This is a genomic window from Psychrobacillus sp. FSL K6-1415 (assembly GCF_038003185.1).
GTDB lineage: Bacteria > Bacillota > Bacilli > Bacillales_A > Planococcaceae > Psychrobacillus > Psychrobacillus psychrodurans.
In genome coordinates this window covers 2,509,472-2,530,752 of the sequence record NZ_JBBOOQ010000001.1, presented here as the reverse complement: position 1 = coordinate 2,530,752, position 21,281 = coordinate 2,509,472, and the positions used below count along the sequence as shown (strand labels likewise).

25 protein-coding genes are annotated in these 21,281 nt (G+C 35.4%); 18 read left to right on the top strand and 7 right to left on the bottom strand.

The genetic code is table 11. The features are described 5' to 3' along the window. Nucleotides 1-24 precede the first annotated feature (24 nt). From MKY60_RS11965 to MKY60_RS11925, 9 genes are all read left to right on the top strand, one after another. Nucleotides 25-663 (top strand): helix-turn-helix transcriptional regulator, encoded by a 639-nt coding sequence (locus MKY60_RS11965; RefSeq protein ID WP_241599995.1) that lies wholly within the window; start codon nucleotides 25-27, stop codon nucleotides 661-663. Nucleotides 664-674: 11 nt separating this feature from the next. Further along, the gene (locus tag MKY60_RS11960) at nucleotides 675-1,484 is read left to right on the top strand and encodes a pyruvate, water dikinase regulatory protein (protein ID WP_093496110.1); all 810 of its coding nucleotides are present in this window, start codon (nucleotides 675-677) and stop codon (nucleotides 1,482-1,484) included. Nucleotides 1,485-1,699: 215 nt separating this feature from the next. Further along, nucleotides 1,700-3,529, top strand: a complete 1,830-nt coding sequence (gene dnaG, locus MKY60_RS11955) for a DNA primase (protein WP_241599996.1) — start codon at nucleotides 1,700-1,702, stop codon at nucleotides 3,527-3,529. Nucleotides 3,530-3,557: 28 nt separating this feature from the next. Further along, entirely contained in the window at nucleotides 3,558-4,682 is a 1,125-nt protein-coding gene (rpoD, locus tag MKY60_RS11950; RefSeq protein ID WP_090563807.1) for an RNA polymerase sigma factor RpoD, read from the top strand. An 86-nt stretch (nucleotides 4,683-4,768) separates the two neighbouring features. After that, nucleotides 4,769-5,326 carry a hypothetical protein gene (locus MKY60_RS11945; protein ID WP_241599997.1) on the top strand — a complete coding sequence of 186 codons (558 nt, stop codon included), beginning with the start codon at nucleotides 4,769-4,771 and terminating at the stop codon, nucleotides 5,324-5,326. 304 nt (nucleotides 5,327-5,630) lie between these two features. Continuing rightward, complete coding sequence (locus MKY60_RS11940; protein WP_241599998.1) at nucleotides 5,631-6,770, top strand: acyl-CoA dehydrogenase family protein; 1,140 nt, start codon at nucleotides 5,631-5,633, stop codon at nucleotides 6,768-6,770. A gap of 151 nt (nucleotides 6,771-6,921) precedes the next feature. Continuing rightward, on the top strand, nucleotides 6,922-7,293 hold the full coding sequence (gene cccA, locus MKY60_RS11935; protein ID WP_340929978.1) for a cytochrome c550: 372 nt from the start codon (nucleotides 6,922-6,924) through the stop codon (nucleotides 7,291-7,293). A gap of 89 nt (nucleotides 7,294-7,382) precedes the next feature. Continuing rightward, the gene (locus MKY60_RS11930; protein ID WP_090563799.1) at nucleotides 7,383-8,072 is read left to right on the top strand and encodes a tRNA (adenine(22)-N(1))-methyltransferase; all 690 of its coding nucleotides are present in this window, start codon (nucleotides 7,383-7,385) and stop codon (nucleotides 8,070-8,072) included. A 3-nt stretch (nucleotides 8,073-8,075) separates the two neighbouring features. Further along, nucleotides 8,076-9,194 (top strand): Nif3-like dinuclear metal center hexameric protein, encoded by a 1,119-nt coding sequence (locus MKY60_RS11925; protein WP_340929977.1) that lies wholly within the window; start codon nucleotides 8,076-8,078, stop codon nucleotides 9,192-9,194. Nucleotides 9,195-9,235: 41 nt separating this feature from the next. Here MKY60_RS11925 and MKY60_RS11920 read toward each other — a convergent pair whose 3' ends face one another. Beyond that, a complete protein-coding gene (locus MKY60_RS11920; protein WP_093496104.1) occupies nucleotides 9,236-10,213 on the bottom strand; it encodes a 4-hydroxy-3-methylbut-2-enyl diphosphate reductase in 978 nt (325 codons plus the stop codon). Nucleotides 10,214-10,280: 67 nt separating this feature from the next. Further along, the gene (gene vrrA / locus MKY60_RS11915; RefSeq protein ID WP_093496103.1) at nucleotides 10,281-10,781 is read right to left on the bottom strand and encodes a VrrA/YqfQ family protein; all 501 of its coding nucleotides are present in this window, start codon (nucleotides 10,779-10,781) and stop codon (nucleotides 10,281-10,283) included. 104 nt (nucleotides 10,782-10,885) lie between these two features. Between vrrA and MKY60_RS11910 the strand changes: the two genes are divergently transcribed. Together MKY60_RS11910 and MKY60_RS11905 are read left to right on the top strand one after the other, a co-directional pair. Continuing rightward, nucleotides 10,886-12,184: a DEAD/DEAH box helicase gene (locus MKY60_RS11910; protein ID WP_093496102.1), complete on the top strand. Its 1,299-nt coding sequence runs from the start codon at nucleotides 10,886-10,888 to the stop codon at nucleotides 12,182-12,184. Between the two features lie 12 nt (nucleotides 12,185-12,196). Next, nucleotides 12,197-13,081, top strand: a complete 885-nt coding sequence (locus tag MKY60_RS11905; RefSeq protein WP_340929975.1) for a deoxyribonuclease IV — start codon at nucleotides 12,197-12,199, stop codon at nucleotides 13,079-13,081. A gap of 173 nt (nucleotides 13,082-13,254) precedes the next feature. On the opposite strand, the gene MKY60_RS11900 is transcribed toward MKY60_RS11905, so the two are convergent. Continuing rightward, the gene (locus MKY60_RS11900) at nucleotides 13,255-13,407 is read right to left on the bottom strand and encodes a hypothetical protein (RefSeq protein WP_269922880.1); all 153 of its coding nucleotides are present in this window, start codon (nucleotides 13,405-13,407) and stop codon (nucleotides 13,255-13,257) included. Between the two features lie 210 nt (nucleotides 13,408-13,617). On the opposite strand from MKY60_RS11900, the gene MKY60_RS11895 reads away from it, so the two are divergent. The 7 genes from MKY60_RS11895 (at nucleotide 13,618) to MKY60_RS11865 (ending at nucleotide 18,307) form a co-directional block, all read left to right on the top strand. After that, nucleotides 13,618-14,385, top strand: a complete 768-nt coding sequence (locus MKY60_RS11895) for a metal ABC transporter ATP-binding protein (protein WP_090563787.1) — start codon at nucleotides 13,618-13,620, stop codon at nucleotides 14,383-14,385. Then, entirely contained in the window at nucleotides 14,382-15,230 is an 849-nt protein-coding gene (locus tag MKY60_RS11890; RefSeq protein ID WP_340929973.1) for a metal ABC transporter permease, read from the top strand. The genes MKY60_RS11895 and MKY60_RS11890 overlap by 4 nt, the downstream gene beginning before the upstream one ends. Next, the gene (locus MKY60_RS11885; protein WP_090563782.1) at nucleotides 15,227-15,637 is read left to right on the top strand and encodes a Fur family transcriptional regulator; all 411 of its coding nucleotides are present in this window, start codon (nucleotides 15,227-15,229) and stop codon (nucleotides 15,635-15,637) included. The genes MKY60_RS11890 and MKY60_RS11885 overlap by 4 nt, the downstream gene beginning before the upstream one ends. A gap of 136 nt (nucleotides 15,638-15,773) precedes the next feature. Next, a complete protein-coding gene (locus MKY60_RS11880) occupies nucleotides 15,774-15,977 on the top strand; it encodes a helix-turn-helix transcriptional regulator (RefSeq protein WP_093496099.1) in 204 nt (67 codons plus the stop codon). Next, entirely contained in the window at nucleotides 15,977-16,363 is a 387-nt protein-coding gene (locus MKY60_RS11875; protein ID WP_340929971.1) for a hypothetical protein, read from the top strand. The genes MKY60_RS11880 and MKY60_RS11875 overlap by 1 nt, the downstream gene beginning before the upstream one ends. A 443-nt stretch (nucleotides 16,364-16,806) precedes the next feature. Next, nucleotides 16,807-17,367, top strand: coding sequence for a sigma-70 family RNA polymerase sigma factor (locus tag MKY60_RS11870; protein ID WP_269922885.1), 561 nt, complete (start codon nucleotides 16,807-16,809; stop codon nucleotides 17,365-17,367). After that, nucleotides 17,330-18,307 carry a DUF4179 domain-containing protein gene (locus MKY60_RS11865; RefSeq protein ID WP_340929969.1) on the top strand — a complete coding sequence of 326 codons (978 nt, stop codon included), beginning with the start codon at nucleotides 17,330-17,332 and terminating at the stop codon, nucleotides 18,305-18,307. Before MKY60_RS11870 ends, MKY60_RS11865 begins: the two co-directional genes overlap by 38 nt. Nucleotides 18,308-18,490: 183 nt before the next feature. Here the strand turns inward: MKY60_RS11865 and MKY60_RS11860 are convergent, their stop codons facing one another. The 4 genes from MKY60_RS11860 to MKY60_RS11845 all read right to left on the bottom strand — a co-directional run bounded on the left by MKY60_RS11860 (nucleotide 18,491) and on the right by MKY60_RS11845 (nucleotide 21,170). Continuing rightward, a complete protein-coding gene (locus MKY60_RS11860) occupies nucleotides 18,491-19,069 on the bottom strand; it encodes a hypothetical protein (RefSeq protein WP_340929967.1) in 579 nt (192 codons plus the stop codon). Nucleotides 19,070-19,081: 12 nt separating this feature from the next. Beyond that, complete coding sequence (gene ispG, locus MKY60_RS11855) at nucleotides 19,082-20,206, bottom strand: flavodoxin-dependent (E)-4-hydroxy-3-methylbut-2-enyl-diphosphate synthase (protein WP_090563774.1); 1,125 nt, start codon at nucleotides 20,204-20,206, stop codon at nucleotides 19,082-19,084. A 93-nt stretch (nucleotides 20,207-20,299) separates the two neighbouring features. Continuing rightward, nucleotides 20,300-20,620, bottom strand: a complete 321-nt coding sequence (locus MKY60_RS11850; RefSeq protein WP_093496097.1) for a hypothetical protein — start codon at nucleotides 20,618-20,620, stop codon at nucleotides 20,300-20,302. Between the two features lie 49 nt (nucleotides 20,621-20,669). Further along, nucleotides 20,670-21,170, bottom strand: coding sequence for a DUF1189 family protein (locus MKY60_RS11845; RefSeq protein WP_340879967.1), 501 nt, complete (start codon nucleotides 21,168-21,170; stop codon nucleotides 20,670-20,672). Nucleotides 21,171-21,281 lie beyond the last annotated feature (111 nt).

Genomic DNA, 21,281 nt, shown 5'->3' with positions numbered 1-21,281 from the left:
TATTAAGTATAACACTTTGAGGCGGTGAGTCCAATCGAACTCAACAAACGGCAAAATGAAATTTTGGACATAGTAAAAGGAAACGGTCCTATCACTGGCGAACAAATTGCGGAGAGACTGAAATTAACTAGATCCACGCTACGTCCAGATCTAGCTATATTAACGATGGCAGGCTTTTTAGATGCTCGTCCACGTGTGGGGTACTTTTATTCTGGCAAAAAAACAAGCCAAGCAATATCAGATAATATAGCACAAATGACAGTGAAAGATTTTCAATCAATTCCAGTAGTTGTTGATGAAAGTATGACGGTATATGATGCTATATGTCATATGTTTTTAGAGGATGTTGGGTCATTATTTGTCCTTGATAAAAATTCGTTGCTTTCAGGAGTTCTTTCAAGAAAAGACTTTTTGCGAACAAGTATTGGCAACCAAGATTTAAACAAAATTCCAGTACATATGATTATGACAAGGATGCCTAACATAACGTATTGTTTGAAAGAGGATACACTTATTGAAGTGGCCAAAAAATTAATGAGTCGACAAATTGATTCCCTACCTGTTGTAAAAGAAGGGAAAAATGGGTTAGAAGTGATTGGTAGAATTACAAAGACTAATATTACTCGAGCCTTTTTATCATTAGCCGATGACCATGATCTATAAGGAGTGAAACGATGAAAATGCTAAACCTGTTTATAGTCTCGGATTCTATAGGAGAAACGGGCGAACTAGTAGCAAAAGCGGCAATAAGTCAATTTAGACCTGGTCTACAGCATACTAAATTTAAGAGATTTACTCATATTGATTCTTTAGACCATATTAAAGAAATTACAGAACTTGCTAAAGAGCAAGGTGCTATAATCTTGTATACACTTGTACAAACAAAAATGCGTCAAGCATTAATAGAATACTGTAATTTATATAATTTAGAGTCTGTCGATTTAATAGGACCGGTTATTAATCTATTTGAAAAAGAATTAGATGAAAAACCTTTTGAAGAACCTGGTTTAGTAAGAAAGTTAGATGAAGACTATTTTAAAAAAATTGAAGCAATAGAATTTGCAGTAAAATATGACGATGGAAGAGATCCAAGAGGGTTACTTCAAGCGGATATAGTACTTATAGGGGTATCTAGAACTTCTAAAACTCCATTATCACAGTATTTGGCGAACAAAAGATTCAAAGTAGCAAACGTTCCACTTGTACCAGAAGTAGACCCACCGGAGCAACTTTTCCAAGTTGATCCAGCAAAATGTGTAGGATTAGTCATTACTCCAGAAAAACTAAATTCTATTAGAAAAGAAAGATTGAAAGCAATTGGTTTAAATGATGATGCAAGTTATGCTAAAATAGAAAGAATCAATGAAGAAATTGATCACTTTGAGAAAATCGCTAAAAAAATTGGTTGTATTGTAATTGATGTGACGAACAGAGCGGTGGAAGAGACTGCTAATGTAGTAATTAATCACATACAACAAAAATAATTTGGAAGATTTTAAACCGATTCACGATAGTGAAAAGGTTTTTTCTATTGTCTATCGAATAGATAATAATAGATTATTAGTTTAAAATGTTTTATAATAGTTATTTGTGGAAAATAATTATTATAAAATTATTTATATGATTTTTTTGTCGATTCTTGCAGGATTTTTCTTTCATTTAACGAATTATTAAAGTAGCAAGTAAAGATGGTGAAAAAGTGTCGGGTCGTATAGAAGAAGAGGTAATCGAACAAGTTAGAAATAACAATGATATTGTCGACGTCATAAGCGAATATGTTCAACTAACCAAAAGAGGTCGAAACTATTTTGGTTTATGTCCTTTTCATGGTGAACAGACACCATCTTTTTCAGTAACACATGAAAAGCAAATTTTTCATTGCTTTGGTTGTGGAGCTGGTGGAAATGTAATTACATTTTTAATGGATATTGAAAATCTTTCTTTTCAAGATGCTGTTAGTAAACTTGGTAGTCGAATTGGATTGACTATTGAAGAGAGTTCTTCTGGGGATACAGAGTCGAAAGCACCTGTTTCAAAAGAGGTTTCCATGATGAGAAAAGCTCATGAGTTTGCTAGTGACTATTTCCATCATTTACTGCTTCATACCGAGGAAGGAGAAAATGCATTACATTACCTCGAAGAAAGAGGGTTTTCTAAGGAGATTATCGAAAAGTATAAGATAGGGTGGTCCCTTCCTAAATGGGATGCTTTAACTACGTTACTTGAACGTAAAGGTATGGATTTACAAGAAATTGAGAAAACTGGTCTCATTATCCGAAAAGAAAACGAATTAAAGTATTTCGATCGGTTTCGAGGAAGAATTATGTTTCCGGTATTTGATGAAACCGGGTATGTTATTGCCTTTTCTGGTAGAATACTGGAAAAGAACGAAAATGAGGCCAAGTACCTAAATAGTCCAGAATCGCCTATATTTCAAAAGAGCCATGTACTTTATAATTTAGACAAAGCAAGATTAGATATTCGGAAACAACGTAATGTAATTGTTTTTGAAGGTTTTCTCGATGTTATTGCTGCATCTAAGGCAGGTATTGGCAATGGAATTGCAACTATGGGCACAGCATTGACGTCAACTCATATAACCAAACTAAATAGACTCACTTCAAATGTCACGCTTTGTTTTGATGGTGATCGTGCAGGTATGGAAGCAGCTAAAAAGGCTTCTACTGCTTTACAAGCCCATCAAATACAAACGGAGATTGCAATTATTCCAGATGCTATGGATCCCGATGATTACATTAAAAATTATGGGGAAGAAGCATTTCGAACAAAGATTATTGAAAAGCCACATTCATATTTATCATTTATGATGATTGTTTCAAAGAGAGATAAAAATTTTAACAATGAAAATGATACTTTACAGTATATCCAAGAAATATTGGAAATACTGAGTGATAGAAGTTCATCAGTTGAACGTGATTTGTATATTCGTCAGCTTTCACAAGAAACTAATGTATCAGAAGAAGCTATTTACCAACATTTACGTAAAATTCAAGGAAAGCAAGCAAAACAATCTAAGCAGGAATCATCCCTTCCTTTAACAATTAAAACGGAAATGACGAAGATAAAGAAAGCAATATCTGCAGACGAAAGAGCAGAGCGAATATTACTTTCCCATATGCTTCACAATCCTAGTGTAATTGATATTGCAAGAAGGAATTTGGATGATCAATGTTTTATCAGAGATGCTTATGAAGTGGTGTTTGTTCGATTAACTGGATTTTACGAAGAGTATCCAGATGGTGATTTTCAACGTTTTTTAGAAGTATTAAATGATGCACAGTTAAGAAAAATAGTAATGGAAGCAGCGCTCTCAGAACGTGATCCAGAGCATGAAACAGAGGAAGTCATGGACTGTTTGCGCCATATACGAAAATACCGGATTGAACTACGTATTTCACGTAAGTTACATGAAGCAAAAGAAGCAGAAAAAATGAGTGATATTTCCAAGGCATTGGAACTGGCCCAAGAAGCTATTCAGTTGAAAAAGTCTTTGGAAACTTTAGAGTAACTATCCGGTAGTAAAAGGAGGAATTCTTATGGCGGACAAGTCCGAACGTACAAAAGAAACAGATATTGAATTATCATTAGAAGAGGCAAAAAAACAATTAATCGAATTAGGTAAAAAAAATGGTGAGTTAACATATCATGATATTGCAGAAAAATTAGCTCATTTTGAACTTGAATCTGATCAAATCGAAGAGTTCATTGATAATCTTGAAGGTAGAAATATTGAGCTTAGTCGTAAAGATGGTGATGAAGAAGATTTGGATCGCTTAATGAAAGGTAAAGAAGAAACCTTTGATTTAAATGATTTAAGTGTTCCACCTGGCGTCAAGATCAATGACCCTGTTCGTATGTACTTAAAGGAAATAGGGAGAGTAGACTTACTAAAAGCTTCTGAAGAGGTTGCTCTAGCAGAACGTATTGAGCAAGGCGATGAAGAAGCTAGAAAACGTTTAGCTGAAGCAAACCTGCGATTAGTTGTAAGTATTGCAAAACGTTATGTTGGGCGTGGTATGCTATTTTTAGACCTTATTCAAGAAGGTAATATGGGGCTTATCAAAGCTGTAGAGAAATTTGATCATCGTAAAGGGTTTAAATTTAGTACTTACGCTACATGGTGGATACGTCAAGCAATAACACGTGCAATTGCTGACCAAGCTAGAACAATTCGTATTCCTGTGCATATGGTAGAAACTATAAATAAGTTAATTCGTGTTCAACGTCAATTATTGCAAGATTTAGGTCGTGAACCTTCTCCTGAAGAAATTGGGGAAGAAATGGACTTGCCTGCAGAAAAAGTACGTGAAATATTGAAAATTGCCCAAGAACCGGTTTCTTTAGAAACACCTATTGGTGAAGAGGATGATTCTCATTTAGGTGATTTTATTGAAGATGCAGATGCGCAGTCTCCTTCTGACCACGCTGCTTATGAGCTTCTTAAAGAACAATTGGAAGATGTCTTGGATACACTAACAGACAGAGAAGAAAATGTATTACGCCTGCGTTTCGGTCTGGATGATGGTCGTACGAGAACACTTGAAGAGGTTGGAAAAGTATTTGGAGTTACGCGTGAGCGTATTCGTCAGATAGAGGCAAAAGCATTACGAAAACTGCGTCACCCTTCTAGAAGTAAACGTCTTAAAGACTTTTTAGAATAGAATGGAAGACATCCACTATGGGTGTCTTTTTCTAAGTTCTATGAATCTTACAATACTGGTTTTACCAGATGAAAAGAGGACTAGATATGTCGCTGCAACGTAAGCAAATTATAATGAATGAAATTTCATTTTGGAAAAAAAACAAGTTATTACCCGAGCATTATTGTGATTTTCTTCTCGCTTTATACGCCCAAGGTGAAAATAATGGGGACGAACAAACGGAGAATGCCTCTAAGGCAGTATTAGCTAAAAAACAAAAAACTAAAGTAATCTTGTATACTATAGTCGGTTTATTAACCGCAATATTATTAGCTTCCTTGTTTGTTGCTTCAACCGCAATCTTTATACCCATTATTCTTGTTGCAATTGCTATTCTTTCTTTTTTATACATAGCTATTAAACTAGTAAAAAATAAATCAGTGATGGCACCGCTCCTGTTTGTATTTTCTGCTTTATTATTATTAGCATTATCTTTTAAAGTATGGGATATTTACTTTGGAGATAACCCATTATTATTAATTGGTTTAATATTTGGTAATTGTTTGTTATGGCTATTCTCTGGATTACTGATGAAGTTAATATATTTTAGTATTTCTGGTATTTTAGGGATTTTATTAATTATTGGTTATTTTATATTCAATTAATTACTATTACATATAACGATAAAATACCAACAATCATTCACTAAAAGTGAATGATTGTTGGTATTTTTTATAGAGTAGAAAGTATATAGTCTAGTGCCTTGAACTCAACGAGCTACGAATTTTGAAGAATAAAATCTCTAATAGTACTGTGAATTTCCGTTTCATGTAGACGCGTTTCCAGTTGGCGCACTTAGCCTTTGTCTTAAAGTTGCTTGTGCTTTACTAATAATAAATCTTTGAATTTCTAATATTTTTAGTATAATAGTAATTGTAAGCGTTTTTATTTACAAAGGGGATGGAAGAAATGAATTTTGATTTAACTCAGGAACATAACATGATCCGTAAAACAATTCGTGAGTTTTCGGATGAAGTTGTTGCACCAGGAGCAATTGAGCGCGATAAAACGAAAGCGTTCCCAAAAGAAATCTTTAAACAGTTAGCCGACATGGGGATGATGGGCTTACCGTTTTCAGAAGAGTATGGTGGAGCAGGAGCAGATACAGTTAGTTTTGCAATAGTTACAGAAGAATTGAGTAGAGCATGTGCTTCCACAGGAATTACCTATTCTGCACATATATCTCTTGGCGGTGCTCCACTTAACCTATTTGGTACAGAAGAACAAAAACAAAAATACTTGGTTCCAGTATGTACAGGAGAATCATTCGGTGCCTTTGGTTTGACCGAGCCTAACGCAGGGTCAGATGCAGGTGGTACGCAGACAACTGCAAAAGTTGATGGGAATGATTTTGTTATTAATGGAAACAAAGCTTTTATAACGAATGCTAGCTATGCAAAACACTTAGCGTTAACAGCAATTACTGATGTGAAGGATGGAAAAAAAGAAATTTCTGCGATTATTGTTCCTACGGATTCAGAAGGTTTCTCTATTATTGATAACTACGAGAAAATGGGTTTGAATGCATCTAACACAACTGAGCTAGTATTAGAAAATGTACGTGTGCCTCAGGAAAACTTGTTAGGTGAGAAAGGAAATGGATTCAAACAATTCCTTGTAACGCTTGACGGTGGTCGAATTGGTATAGGAGCAATGGCAGTAGGGATTGCGCAAGCTGCTTTTGACAGAGCTCTCCGTTATTCTAAAGAGCGCAAACAGTTTGGAAAGACACTTTCCGAGTTCCAGGTTACACAATTTAAATTGGCAGATATGGCAATGAAAATTGAGCTTGCACGCACAATGGTACACAAAGCAGCATGGTTGAAAGATCAGGGACGGCCATTTGGAAAAGAAGCGTCTATGTGTAAACTATATGCATCTGAAATTGCAATGGAAGTAGCAGATCAAGCTATTCAAATACATGGTGGTTATGGGTATATGAAAGAGTATGAAGTAGAAAGATATATGCGAGATGCTAAATTACTTGAAATTGGTGAAGGAACTTCCGAAGTACAGAGAATGGTAATAGCTCGACATATTGGTTGCTAAATGTAGAAAAAACACGAAAAATTATGTCCAAATTGTCACAATGTAAGAAAACTTATCCCATAAGACTTTTCGTTTTAACTAGAATGCAGTACAATGTAAATGTTGACTAATTCTATATTAGAAAAGATTGTATTAAAAGGGAGGGTTAACTATGCAAAGAAATCCAATAATTCCATTTATCTTAATTATGGCTTTTGGTATTGGTTTAATTTTCTTCTTGTCTATGGATGGCGTAGGTAACAAAGAAGAAATAGCTGCAACTGAAGAACATGGAGAAGGAACAGAAGGCGGAGAAGATGCGTCAGCTGGAGAATTCGATCCGGAAGCTCTTGCTCAAGGTAAATGTATCGGTTGTCACGGTAATAGTTATGAAGGTGGCATGGGCCCATCATTAGTTGGAACTTCATTATCTGAAGACGAAATTAAAGATGTATTAGCAAATGGTAAAGGTGCAATGCCAGCTGATTTAGTGCCTGAAGAAAATCTAGACGCTATGGCGGCATGGATAACATCGTTAGAATAGTAATACAATAAGAAGGCCTTCGATTTCGTAAAAGAATCGAGGTCTTTTTTCTTTTTTGCTATAATAGTTAATGAAGAGGTGTTGAAATAATGAATGCAAAAAAATTATCGGAAAGACTGAAAACAGTTGCTTCCTTTGTCAAAGAAAATACTATTTTAGCGGATATCGGTAGTGATCACGCATACTTGCCATGTTTTTTAGTACATGAAGGTGTTATAACGAAAGCTATTGCTGGAGAGGTTGTAAAAGGTCCATTCGAATCTGCGAAAAAACAAGTAATAAGTGAAGGCTTACAAAATAATATTGATGTCCGTTTCGGTAACGGGTTAGAGGTATTCTCGGATGTAGACAATGTTCAGACAGTTACTATAGCTGGAATGGGTGGTCCACTTATTGCCTCAATCCTAGAATCAGGGAAAGACAAGCTTTCTAAGGTGGATACTCTAATATTACAACCAAATATACATGCCAAAGCAATACGAGAATGGGCTATTCAAGAACAATGGAAAATAGAACAGGAAGTAATTCTGGAAGAACACGATAAAATTTATGAGATTCTTGTGTTAAAAAAAGGAATTATGAAGTTATCAGAAAAGGAGTTGCTAGTTGGTCCAATTCTAAGTAAAGAAAAATCTCCTATCTATCAAAAGAAGTGGAACAATGAATTAAATGAATGGCTACGAATAGTGAATGAGTTAAACAAAATACCAGGAACTGAGGTACATCAAAAGAAAGAAGAACTAGAATACAAAATTGCCTTAGTGAAGGAGACTTTATAAACGATGAAGGAAACAAATGGACAACATCTTATTTCCCTTTTCGAACAATGGGCACCAAAATCTTTGGCAGTCGATGGAGATACAGTAGGCTTACAAATTGGTACTCTCAATAAAACTATTACAAAAGTTTTGGTTACCTTAGACGTGAATCTCGATACAGTAGAAGAAGCGATTAAAAATGGCTGCGAGCTTATTATTGCTCATCATCCTCCTATTTATAGAGGAATGAAAAATATGCGTACAGATTTACCTCAAGGAATTTTAATCGAGAAATTGATAAAAAATGATATTGCCGTATATGCTGCACATACGAATTTAGATATCGCCACAGGTGGAGTTAATGATTTACTAGCTAATGCTTTGCAGTTAGAAAATATAGAAATCCTTGAGCAAACTAACTCAGAACAACTGATGAAGTTAGCAGTTTTTACACCAAAAGAGTCTACAAATGTGGTAAGAGCTGCATTAGATATTGCTGGTGCAGGCCAAATTGGAGAATATCATTCATGTAGCTTTACATCAGCGGGGGAAGGAAGGTTTAAACCTTCAGACTATGCAAACCCCTATATTGGACAAGCGAATGAATTAGAAGTAGTAGAAGAGGATAAAATCGAAGTAGTGTTTCCTGTTTCTATAAAAAATAAGGTATTAAAAGCATTGTTGACAAATCATCCATATGAAGAGCCTGCATATGATTTAATATTACTGGAATCTGAAGTAAACAAAAAGGGTCTAGGAAGAATTGGGAAACTGCCTAAAAAACTAATATTAGCTGAATATGCTGAAGTAGTTAAAAAGCAATTAAATGTACCTTTTGTTAGGGTTGTAGGGGATTTAACGCAAGAAGTTCAGAAAGTTGCTGTACTTGGTGGAGACGGTAACAAATATATACAAACAGCAAAAAGAGCTGGAGCAGATGTTTTTATAACTGGTGATTTGTATTTCCATGTTGCACAAGATGCAGAGGCTATTGGATTATCGGTTATTGATCCAGGGCATCATGTAGAACAAATTATGAAGCACGGAGTTGCGGAGTATATGACAGAGGTTTGCATTCAGAACAATCTCTTAGTTGAATTCATCTCTTCAAAAATTTCAACTGATCCCTTTCAATTAATTTAATAGGAAGTATATAAAAAAAGCTGCCCATTTGAGCAGCTTTTTTATTTAACTGTATAAGGTTCAATCCGGTTTACCGGTTTTGGTATTTTGATTTTAGGAAGAATTTTTTCTGGTACTGTTTTTTTCGTTATATCGTGAGTTGTAGGATCGTTTGGATCGTACTTTTCTAAAAAGTGAATAACTTCTTTTACGATAGGAGTAGGTGTGGAGGCACCTGCAGTTACAGCTACATGTGAAATATTATTCAACCATTCCAATTTTAAATCAGAGATGTCTCCAATTCTATAAGAAGGCGTCCCAGCGATTTCCTCTGAAACTTGTGTCAGTCTATTAGAATTATTACTCATCGGATCGCCTACTACTATTAAAAGTTCTGCTTCTCCAGCCTGTTCAGCTACTGCTTCTTGACGAACTTGAGTAGCCAAGCAAATTTCTTTATGAACTTCAATGTGAGGGAATTTCTCTTCTAATTTTTTCATTAAATCCACAACATCCCACTGAGACATTGTAGTTTGATTGGTAACAAGAAGTTTTTCAACAGAGATTGTTAAATTTTCAACATCCTCTAATGTTTGAACTAGATGAACTTTGTCAGGAGCTACCCCAATTGCACCTTCTGGCTCAGGATGTCCTTTTTTGCCGATATAAATAATATCGTAGCCTTCAGCTGTTTTTTCTCTAATAAGGTCATGAGTAACTGTAACATCTGGACATGTTGCATCTATTGAAACAAGCCCTTTTTTACGAGCTAACTCTTTTACCTCTGGAGAAACGCCGTGAGCAGTGAAAATTACTGTACCTGTTTCAACTTTCGATAATATATCTAAACGATTTTCTCCGTCTAAAGTAATTATTCCGTCCATTTCAAATGCATCAGTTACATGTTTATTATGGACTATCATTCCTAAAATATATATAGGCCTTGGAAGAGAGGTGTCTAGTGCAGCATTACGAGCAATAACCATTGCATCTACTACACCGTAACAGTATCCTCTAGGCGAAATTTTTTGTACAATCATTTTACGTAACTCCCTTCAATACGAGCATACTCATATTATAACGGAGCACATGGATGATTACAAAACTTTAAATTGGAGGCTGAAATATTCTAGGTATCGAGGCTCCGTTAGTTACAGATGTTGCAGTACTAGCTGCTCTTGCGGCAGACGAGGCAGCAGAAGCAGTTACATTACCTGCAGCAGCGGCAGTTGTAGCAGCTGGGACGGATTGAAAACCACGGTATAGTTTTAACAAAGCTGGAACATTTTGTATCATAGGAGCAAATTGTCTAACCATAGGCGTAAGCTGCTGAGCTGTATTTAAGAATTTGTCTGCTGTTTGTAAATAACTCATTGTTTTGGTCATTGGTTGACCTTGTTGAATGCCTCCTGTGGGAGCTGATTGAAACTGATTAAAAAAATTAGTAGCCGGTCCTGCAGGGGGAGGTGGTGGAGAAGCCTGTTCTCCTCCAAAAAAGCCAAAGGGATTATTATTCGGAACATTTTGGGGGTTAGGGCTAGGATTGGACATGCCAAAAAAATCATTTCCCCGATTTTGAGCAAATGGATAAAAAGATTGGTAGCGCATTTTTTCATCTCCTTTCGAACAACAAAGACTATTCTATTCTATGCAAATTATACGTTTTATGTACAATCGTGGTACAATAAAGAAATGTGAGGGAGTGACGTAGGATGTCCAAATATACAGATTATAGTTTTCAGCCTTTTTTACTAGACGCAATAGAAAAATTAGGCTTCCAAGAACCAACGCCAATTCAAAGAGAAATGATTCCACTTGTTTTAAAGGGGAAAAGTGCGATTGGCCAAGCACATACTGGAACAGGAAAAACACATAGTTTTTTGATCCCAATTGTTGAAAAAATAGATGCTAGTAAAATAGAAGTACAAGCAGTTATTACATCACCAACAAGAGAGCTTGCAACACAAATTTATAATGAGTTGAACAAGCTAGTAGAAGGAACAGAAATCCAAACAAAATTATTTATTGGTGGAACGGACAAAGCCCGTTCAATCGAAAAACTTAAAACACAACCACAAATTGTTGTTGGAACACCAGGTAGACTACGTGATCTTACAGTAGAGCAAGCATTACTTGTTCATACCTCTAATGTTTTAGTTGTTGATGAAGCTGACTTAGCTTTCGATCTAGGTTTTATCAATGAGATCGATCAGTTTGCATCTCGCATGCCTGAGAAACTAGAAATGTTTGTATTCTCTGCTACAATTCCAGAGAAATTACAACCTTTCTTAAAAAAATATATGGATTCACCTGTTCATATTAAAATAGGCGAGAAACGTCGAGTAGCAGAGGGTATTGAATTTATTGTAACTCCAGTTCGAAGCAAATCTAGGAAGAAACGTTTACTTGATGTAATGGAAGGTATTAATCCATACCTAGCAATTATATTTGCAAATACGAAACAACATGCAGATGAAGTAGCTAACTATTTACAAGGAAATGGTGTAAAAGTTGGTATAGTTCATGGGGATATTTCGCCACGTGATCGTAAACGAGTGATGAAACAAATACATGACCTAGAATTTCAGTATATTGTAGCAACAGACTTAGCTGCACGCGGAATTGATATTCCTGGGGTTAGCCATGTTATTAACTATGAACTTCCAGATGATTTAGAGTTTTTCGTTCATCGTGTAGGAAGAACAGCACGGGCTGGAATGACAGGCATTGCAATTTCATTATATGAACCATCGGACGAAGATGCGCTAGTACGTCTTGAGAAAATGGGTATTCCTCTGGAGCATAAAGATGTGATTGATGGGGAATGGTCAGAGCTTAAGGAGCGCCACGCACGGAAAAACCGTACAAAAAATGAAAATGAGATAGATGCAAAAGCTAAGTCCCTAGTACGTAAGCCTAAAAAAGTTAAACCTGGCTACAAGCGTAATATGAAATGGGAAATGGATAAAGTAAAGAAAAGAGAGAGACGTATTAAAAACCGTAAGAAATAAGGAGCTGCTGTCATGTTATTAGGTTCACATGTTTCTATGAGTGGAAAAGAAATGCTGCTGGGTTCAAGTAAGGAAGCTGCATCATATGGTGCAAATACTTTTATGATTTATACAGGAGCACCTCAAAATACTAGAAGAAAACCAATTGAAGAATTGAATATTGAAGCTGGTATTGCACATATGAAAGAAAATGGGATGTCCAATATCGTCGTTCATGCTCCTTATATTATTAATTTAGGGAATACAACAAAACCGGAAACTTTCGCACTTGGTGTAGAGTTTCTACAAAAAGAAATTGAAAGAACTGCGCATATAGGTGCCACTCAAATTGTTTTGCATCCAGGAGCCCATGTGGGAGCTGGTGCAGACGCTGGTATTGCTAGAATTGTAGAAGGTTTAAATGAAGTGCTAGCAACCGAATTCCCTGTTCAAATAGCTTTAGAAACAATGGCTGGAAAAGGGTCGGAATGTGGTCGCACTTTTGATGAACTTGCAAAAATAATCGATGGCGTTGTGAATAATCATCGATTATCTATTTGCATGGACACTTGTCATATTCATGATGCAGGTTATAATATTGTAGACGATTTTGATGGAGTCCTAAATGAGTTTGATAAAATAATTGGTATTGATCGTTTAAAAGTAATTCACATTAATGATAGTAAAAATGTATGCGGAGCAGCAAAAGATAGACATGAAAATATTGGTTTTGGTGAAATTGGATTTGAAACATTACAATACATCGTTCACCATCCTCAATTGATGGAGCTTCCAAAAATTTTAGAAACACCATTTGTTGGTGTAGACGCTAAATCGAAGGAAGCCCCATATAAGTATGAGATTGAAATGCTTCGAAACAAACAGTTTAATCCAGAAGCTATCGATGCGTTACGCTAAGAAAAATGTAAGTGTAAGCGTATATGTAAGCCCGGACAAGTGCCGGAAGTATTTCACGTGTAAAGGTATTCTTTGCCTTTGCTGAAATACCGAAGCGACTCATAGGGCTAGGCGTTGAACCTAAACAAATATATACTTTGTTATTAGCAGAAACTGAAAGGTATTATCTTCTTTTAACCAAAGGAAGATGGTGCCTTTTCTTTTATTTCTTTATAAAGATCCATAGCACGTTGTTCCCCAAGTATTTGTATCAATTTTTGTTGAATAGCGAGTGGTACCCCGAAAACAACCCAGGAAAGTGAAATTTCTTTTAATAGTGGATGCACACTTTTCAATTCTTTATCTGATATTTGAATATCAAAACCTTTTACAATTGTTTTAAATTCCTTTACTGTACATGTTTGTAGCTGCTGAATAAATTTATGGATATCCAGAAAAACATCCTTTCAAGCAATTTTATTTACACATGGCGCGTTTTGGATTATACTTTAACTTTGTAAATCGTAATCATTCTTAATTAGAATCGAGGAATTATAATGGGAACCCCATTGATCAACCTACATAATATTTCGTATCAATACGAACAAACCAAAGCTTTAACAGATATAAATTTAACTATAGCAGAAGGTGACTTTTTAGCTATTATTGGACCAAATGGTTCTGGCAAATCTACATTATTAAAAATAATCCTAGGGCTTTTAAAACCGACAAAAGGGGAAGTACTTCTTTTTGGGAAGCCAGTAACTCAGTTTAAAGATAAAGAACGCATTGGTTATGTTTCACAAAAGTCGAATTCGTTTAATACTGGATTTCCTGCCACAGTCACTGAGGTTGTAAGAAGCGGTTTAGTTAAGAAAACTGGATTATTTCACCGATACCCAGCAAACGTAGATAAACTAGTAAAGCAAGCATTAAAATCAGTAGGTATGGACGAATTCTCTATGAAGAATATAGGTGACCTTTCTGGAGGGCAACAACAGCGTGTATTTATCGCCAGAGCATTAATTAGTAATCCCAATATATTGATACTAGACGAGCCAACAGTAGGAGTAGATAGCAAAAATGTAAAATCTTTTTATAATATGTTAAGTCATTTAAATCGGGAACATAATATTACGATTGTTTTAGTTACACATGACGTTGATGCAGTATCAAAGAGTATTAGCCACGTGGCTTGTTTGAATCAGCGCATTCATTTTCATGGCTTTAAAAATGATATGGATCAGATGAGTGACGAACAATTGGAAGCGTGGTATGGACATGCAGTACGTAAAGTCGATCACCAAAGTGAGGTGAAATCATGATTGAGTCTATTTTTCAGTATGAGTTTTTACAAAATGCCTTTTCCTCGGGCTTAATCATCGGCTTCATTGCTCCACTATTAGGTGTATTTATCGTCGTGCGAAGGCTATCGTTAATAGCAGATGCATTGAGCCATGTTACGTTAGCAGGTATCGCTGGTAGCCTATATTTAAGTCAATCTATTGGGGCACTTGCTTTATTAAATCCATTATATTTGGGGATTGTAGCATCTGTAACTGGTTCATTGTTTATTGAGAGATTAAGAAGATTGTATAAACACTATGAAGAGCTTGCTATCCCAATTATCATGTCAGCTGGTCTTGGATTTGGTGCGATTTTTATCTCATTAGCAGAGGGATTTAGTTCTGATCTATTTAGTTATTTATTTGGTTCTGTATCTGCAGTAAGTCGTCAGGATCTTTGGATAATTATTGGTATTGCTTTGATTGTGGTAATATTTTTAAGTTTATTTTTTAAAGAACTATTTGTTCTTTCTTTTGACGAAGAATATGCCAAAGCATCGGGTCTTCCCGCTAAATGGATTCATGTTTTGTTAATGATTGTAACCGCATTAGTTATTGCAGGATCCATGCGAATTGTTGGTATCCTACTTGTATCGTCACTTATGACATTGCCGGTAGCTGCAGCTATGCGTATATCCAAAAGCTTTAAACAAGCGATTTTGCTATCTGTAATATTCGGCGAGTTGTCTGTTGTTATCGGTCTTGTTAGTGCATTCTATTTAGATTTAGCACCAGGTGGAACAATTGTTGTTACATCGATTATTATTTTACTTCTAACTATTTTATCGAAAAAGATAGGAAGCAAGGGAGCTGTTTCAGGGTGAACATAGAAAAAGCATGGGACATTCTAAAAAATAAAGGTTTCAAAAAAACAGATAAACGTGAACAAATTCTTAGTATTTTTTCAGAGACTGAAAAATATATAACTGCCAAAGACATTCTTAATGTGATGAAAAAAGAACATCCTGGGATGAGCTATGATACGATTTATAGAAATTTAAGTACATTTGTGGATCTGGGGATTTTGGAAGAGACTGAGTTAACTGGAGAAAAACATTTTAGAATGCAGTGTGAGGCTGATCATCATCATCACCATTTTATCTGCATGTCCTGTGGCAATATTAAAGAAATTCCGTTTTGCCCTATGGAAGTGCTTCAAAATGCAATACCTGGCTATGAGATTGAAAATCACAAGTTTGAAATCTACGGCAATTGTCCTTCATGTCATTAATAAAAGTAGTGTGAACCATCATATGGTTTGCACTATTTTTTTGTATAAAAAATGTGTAAAACATGTTTGACATTTCTAGTGGTATTTTTTATAATATAAATGTCAAACATATTTGACATGATGTGAGGTGTTTTCGGTGGAAAATATAATAAAAAGAGCACGTAAGGATAAAAAAGTTTCCCAAGATGAGTTAGCAAAGCTGTGTGGAGTTTCGAGACAGACGATTAATGCAATAGAAAATAACAAGTATGATCCGAGTCTAGTTTTAGCCTTTCAGCTGGCGAAAAATTTAAGTTTAACTGTCGATGAATTATTTACTTTTAACGGAGGGGATAAATAATGAGTAAAAAAGAGGTTGTAAGTCTTATTCTAATGTTAATTGTTACTTTATATTTTGGTGCTACTTTAATTAGTTACGTTGTAATGCCGAATGTTGAATTTGGGGTTACAGAGATTTTATTAATTATCGCCATAGTTGTTGGATGGGCACAGTTTTTTACTTGGCATGCACGAAAAGATGTTAGAAAGGACGAATTAGGCAAAAAAATAGTTCGGGAAAGTGCTTATCTAAGTCATCAAATTGTATTCGGTTCTTTACTTTTATTGTGGATAATTGACTTCTTTTTTATAAATAAAGGGCAAAATTTTGCTTTGTTTATTGCGCTGGCTATTTCATATATTACGTTTCCTATAGTGCAATTTGTACAAGTAAAAAAGTATCTATGAATTTTTATAAACAAGAAAAAAATGCCGATAACAAATTAACTACCAACTACAAATTACCTCAAGACGAATTAATTTCATAAGAGTGTATTAAATAGTGGAATTCGCACAATATTGATTTCTGCGCAAGGCGGACGCGTTCCGCTTAGCGAGGATTTAATCTTCTCGTCCCTACGTGCCTACAGGTCTTTCAACTCGCATTGTTCCCGAATCGTTCCCTTCTGCTTCAATCAACGAAATCTCCTTATAGAAAAACGAATGGAATTCCTCGATTGCTTTATATGAGCAAATTTCAAAATTAACACTTTCTACAACACCATTACTAATAGATAAGAACATTTAATGAAAGAATCCATTGAATTTATAAGTTCTTGGATTAAGAAATAAAGTTGAAACGAAATTTGCCGGTCGTTTATCTAACAGATAGTAAAGAAGGAGGGACGATAGTGGAGGAGAAATTGAAGTTAATAGTCAGAGCTAAAAGAGGGGATGCAATTGCTTTTCAACAATTGATCCATTTAGAGAAAGAAAAACTATATAAAATGGCTTATGTTTATATGCGGAATGAGGACGAGGCTTTGGAGGTTTTCCAGGAAACCGTTTATCTCGCTTTTAAATCAATCACAAAGCTGAAAAATGATCGGTATTTTTCGACATGGATTATTAGGATTCTAATTAATACATCAATTTCAACCCTGCGAAAGAAGAAGCGATTCGTATTGATAAACGAAGAGATGTGGGACAATATGCCAGGTAAAGAAATGGTGGAAACTGACGTCCAAATAGATTTAATGAATGCTTTAAACGAGATGGATGAGAAATATAAGACTGTCTTGTTATTAAGATATTATCAGGATTATACAATTCAGCAGATTGCAGTGATCTTGGGCTGCCCAGAAGGCACTGTTAAGACGAATATAAGAAGGGGAATTACTGTACTCAAGGAAAAAATGAAGGGGGTATACAAGGATGACAGACAAAATTCCATCATTCAAGGAAGAGTTTGATTTGATACATGTTCCAACAGAGAAGTTAGATGAAATCATTACTAAAATTGGCACAGAGAAGAAGTTAAAGAGAAAAAGAACTGTTTGGAGTAAAGCAGTTCTTGGTGTTGGAGCAGCAGCAATTGCTTGTGGAATTCTAATCGGATCCGCATCTGTATCACCTACAATGGCTCAAGTCGTCTCCTCTATACCAGTAATTGGTCAAATATATAAAAACTTAGGAGATATCGGATTGAAAAATGTTTCGGAAGCAGGCTTGAGTGAGTTTTCAGGGGAATCTAAAACAATCAACGGGATTACGGTAACGCTCGGGGAAATCTATTACGATGATGCACGGGTAACAGCCAGCTTTTCCATCGATTCTGAAAAACCGATAACGTCTGATTATTTTAACATTGATCATAATTATAAAGGTGGAATGCCGTTATCGAATTATGGACTTACAACGGATGAAACTTCACCGACAAATTTGACAGGCATTTTAAAAATTAATTATTATAGTTTTAACCCTGACACTCTTGAATTAGGCATGACTTTCGAAGGTAAGCAAGGGGAGTTATTTGAGTTTAGGAAGGAAATAGTAAAAGCACAGTATGAAAATAAGATTGATATTGCAAAATTTCAACAAATAGATAACTTGAATTACAAGATAAATGATATTAAGTGGGGCACTCCTGGCTTTCTCATTTCGTATGATGCCCAGTATAAGGAAGAAAATTATGGAAGAGAGGTTAACCTTGAATTTGAGGTGGTCGACTCTTCGAAAAAACGGTTAAAGGAGATTAGTTGGAAGTACGGTAAACAATTATTTGAACCGCTCGAAAATGATGTGACTGAATTGACAATCACTCCTTATGCTAAATTCGATATTCAAAGGGGAGATGGTCATTTAGAATGGAAGGAACATAAGTTAGAGCCCTTTAAAATAAAGATTCCATAGTATGCTGGACAGTCAGCTTAGGCTGTGTCGTTAGGCCACGCTTTTGGAAAGAGTCCAACTGTAGCAGAAATAACAAGTATTATTCTTTTATTAAAGTCCAATGAACTCAATGTTCATTGGACTTTTTTGTATACATGTACATGTCTATTAAAAAAAGCTAACCTTAAAAGGTTAGCTTTTAATTTATTTTATGGACATTGAAAATTCCTTTTCAATCCAGTTATTTGCTTCAATCCAATTATTTACTCGGATAACGCGTGAAGGGATTGGCAACTGATTATACGGGGTATTAAATAATATCACTGGAATATCAAGTTCCTCACTAATTTCAACCGCATTGTCATGTTTGTCTTCAAAAAAAGCGTGAACACCATGTCTACGAGCAGTTTCGATTTTGTTATGTGTGCCTATTAACTCTATGTGATCGTATAACAGTTCTTGCTGCTTGAACCAATCTAACGTAACATCCATCACGTTATCTCCACGAGCTGAAATGAAATACAGTTCGTATTTTTCTTTCCAAGCAGATAATACTGCATGTGCATCAGGTTGAATAGGGGATGTAGCATAAATGATAGGCTCCGCTTTCTTAAACCATTCATAGAAATCCTTTTCACTTACCGGAAACGCCTTCGTTAAATCGTATTCTTTAATATCTTCTAACTGTAAATTACATTTAAATGCTTCGTTAATATGAGGAAGCAAAGAAGTAGGGGAGGTTACCGTCCCGTCTATATCGATACCAAATCGTATATTCGTCAATTGCACCAGTCCTTACGCTTGTTGTTTTTCTTGATCCTGCTGTTTTTCTAGTTCTTTTTGAGCAAAATATTCTGCTGCAATTTTATCTATTTCTACTTTAAGTTCTTCGACCATTGTTTCCTCAGGAACTTTACGAACCGTTTTACCTTTCATGAATAACAAACCTTCGCCACGTGCTCCTGCGATTCCTATATCAGCCTCTCGAGCTTCACCAGGACCATTTACAGCACAGCCAAGTACTGCCACTTTAATAGGAGCTTTAATATGTGAAATATACTCTTCTACTTCATTTGCAATTGTTATTAAGTCAATTTCAATACGTCCACATGTAGGACAAGAGATTAATGTAGCTGCATTAGAAGATAGACCGAAAACTTTTAATAGTTCTCGAGCAACTTTAATCTCTTCAACTGGGTCAGCACTTAAAGACACACGCATTGTGTTACCGATTCCCATACTTAAAAGTGTCCCTAAACCAGCGGCACTTTTGATAGAACCTGAGAACAGTGTACCGGATTCGGTAATCCCTAAGTGAAGAGGGTAGTCAAATGCCTCTGACGCTTTACGGTAAGCCTCAACAGCTAGTGTAACATCCGATGCTTTCATAGATACGATGATGTCATGAAAGTCTAAATCTTCTAGTATTTTAATATGATGCAACGCACTTTCAACCATTCCATCTGCAGTCGGGTAACCATATTTTTCTAGAATTTTTCTTTCTAGAGAACCAGCATTAACCCCAATTCGGATTGGAATACCTTTTGCTTTAGCTGCATTTACAACAGCTTCCACTTTTTCTTTACGACCGATATTACCCGGATTAATACGTATTTTATCGGCACCTTGCTCTATTGCAATAAGCGCTAACTTATAGTCAAAGTGTATATCTACTACTAATGGGATATTAATACGTTTTTTTATTTCTCCTATAGAATAAGCTGCGCGTTCATCAGGGCACGCGACACGTACGATTTGACAACCTGCTTCTTCTAATCGTAGGATCTCAGCAACTGTTGCCTCTACGTCATGTGTTTTTGTTGTTGTCATACTTTGTATAAAAAGTTCATTGCTACCACCTATTGTTAAGTCTCCAACTCGTACTGGACGAGTTTTAGAACGATGAATTATTCCGCTCATGAAATTCTCTCCTTCTTGAGGCATATGCCATCACTATCCTACATTTTATCAGTCTTATGAATGAAATGACAAGAAAGAAAGCTCTTCTTTACATTATTTACATTCTTCAGACAGTGTATAAACTGGTAATAATACATTTTCTCCTACTTTGAAGGACTGATTAATAAAATGTGGATTTAGATTATAAAAGTCAGTGAGTCTTTCTGTATAAGTGATAGACTCAGCAGAAGGATATAGAGAGAATAGTGAATGTAGTGTATCTCCCGCCATAACTTCTACTGTAATGTAATCGAGTTTTTTTTCACATTCAATTTGCTGGGAAGAGTAGGCAAGTGGTATGGTTCCTTCGATTAAATCTACTTTTACGATATAAAAAGAGATAAGTAATAGAATTGTTGCTACGAATATTTTCATATAAAAACCCCCTTAACCTACTCTATGCAGGATAAAGGGGTGCTATGTATTATCTTTTGATTGGATAGTATTTAGTTGCTAAAACAATAATTACGAAACTCAAGATGTAGATTACAGCTTGAATATAATTATTCGAAAACTGCAATATAGCAACAATGATAGATAGCAACATTGGAATCGTGCTTGCAAATAGAGCAGTCCTCCAAATATGACGATATTCACCTTTTCTTTTACTAATAAGAAGGAAGAAACTTCCTATGTATGCAAAAATACTAATCCGAACAAATATAAACAAAGTATTCAATACAAATAAGAACAAAAAGGAGAATGGGTATAAAAGCCATTGGATCTGAGAAAAGTACTCCAGTAAACCCTCCATAGATTCTTGTTGACTAGAAATTCCGTTGACAAAATAAATAAAAGAAATAATGGACATAATAAATATGTAAGTAAATATATATTGCATCACTTTACCAATCGGAATAAGCCGAAATGCTGCCATTTTTTTAGGACTATGTAAACTAGATTTAAATAATTGAAATAAACTCAAATGGTGTCACCCTCTCATCTATATTCTATCATCAAAGGAACTGGGAAAACAGAAGGAGATTTTACTTTGTTAAGAAATTGTAAAGAATGTCCGAATCTATTTACAATGACT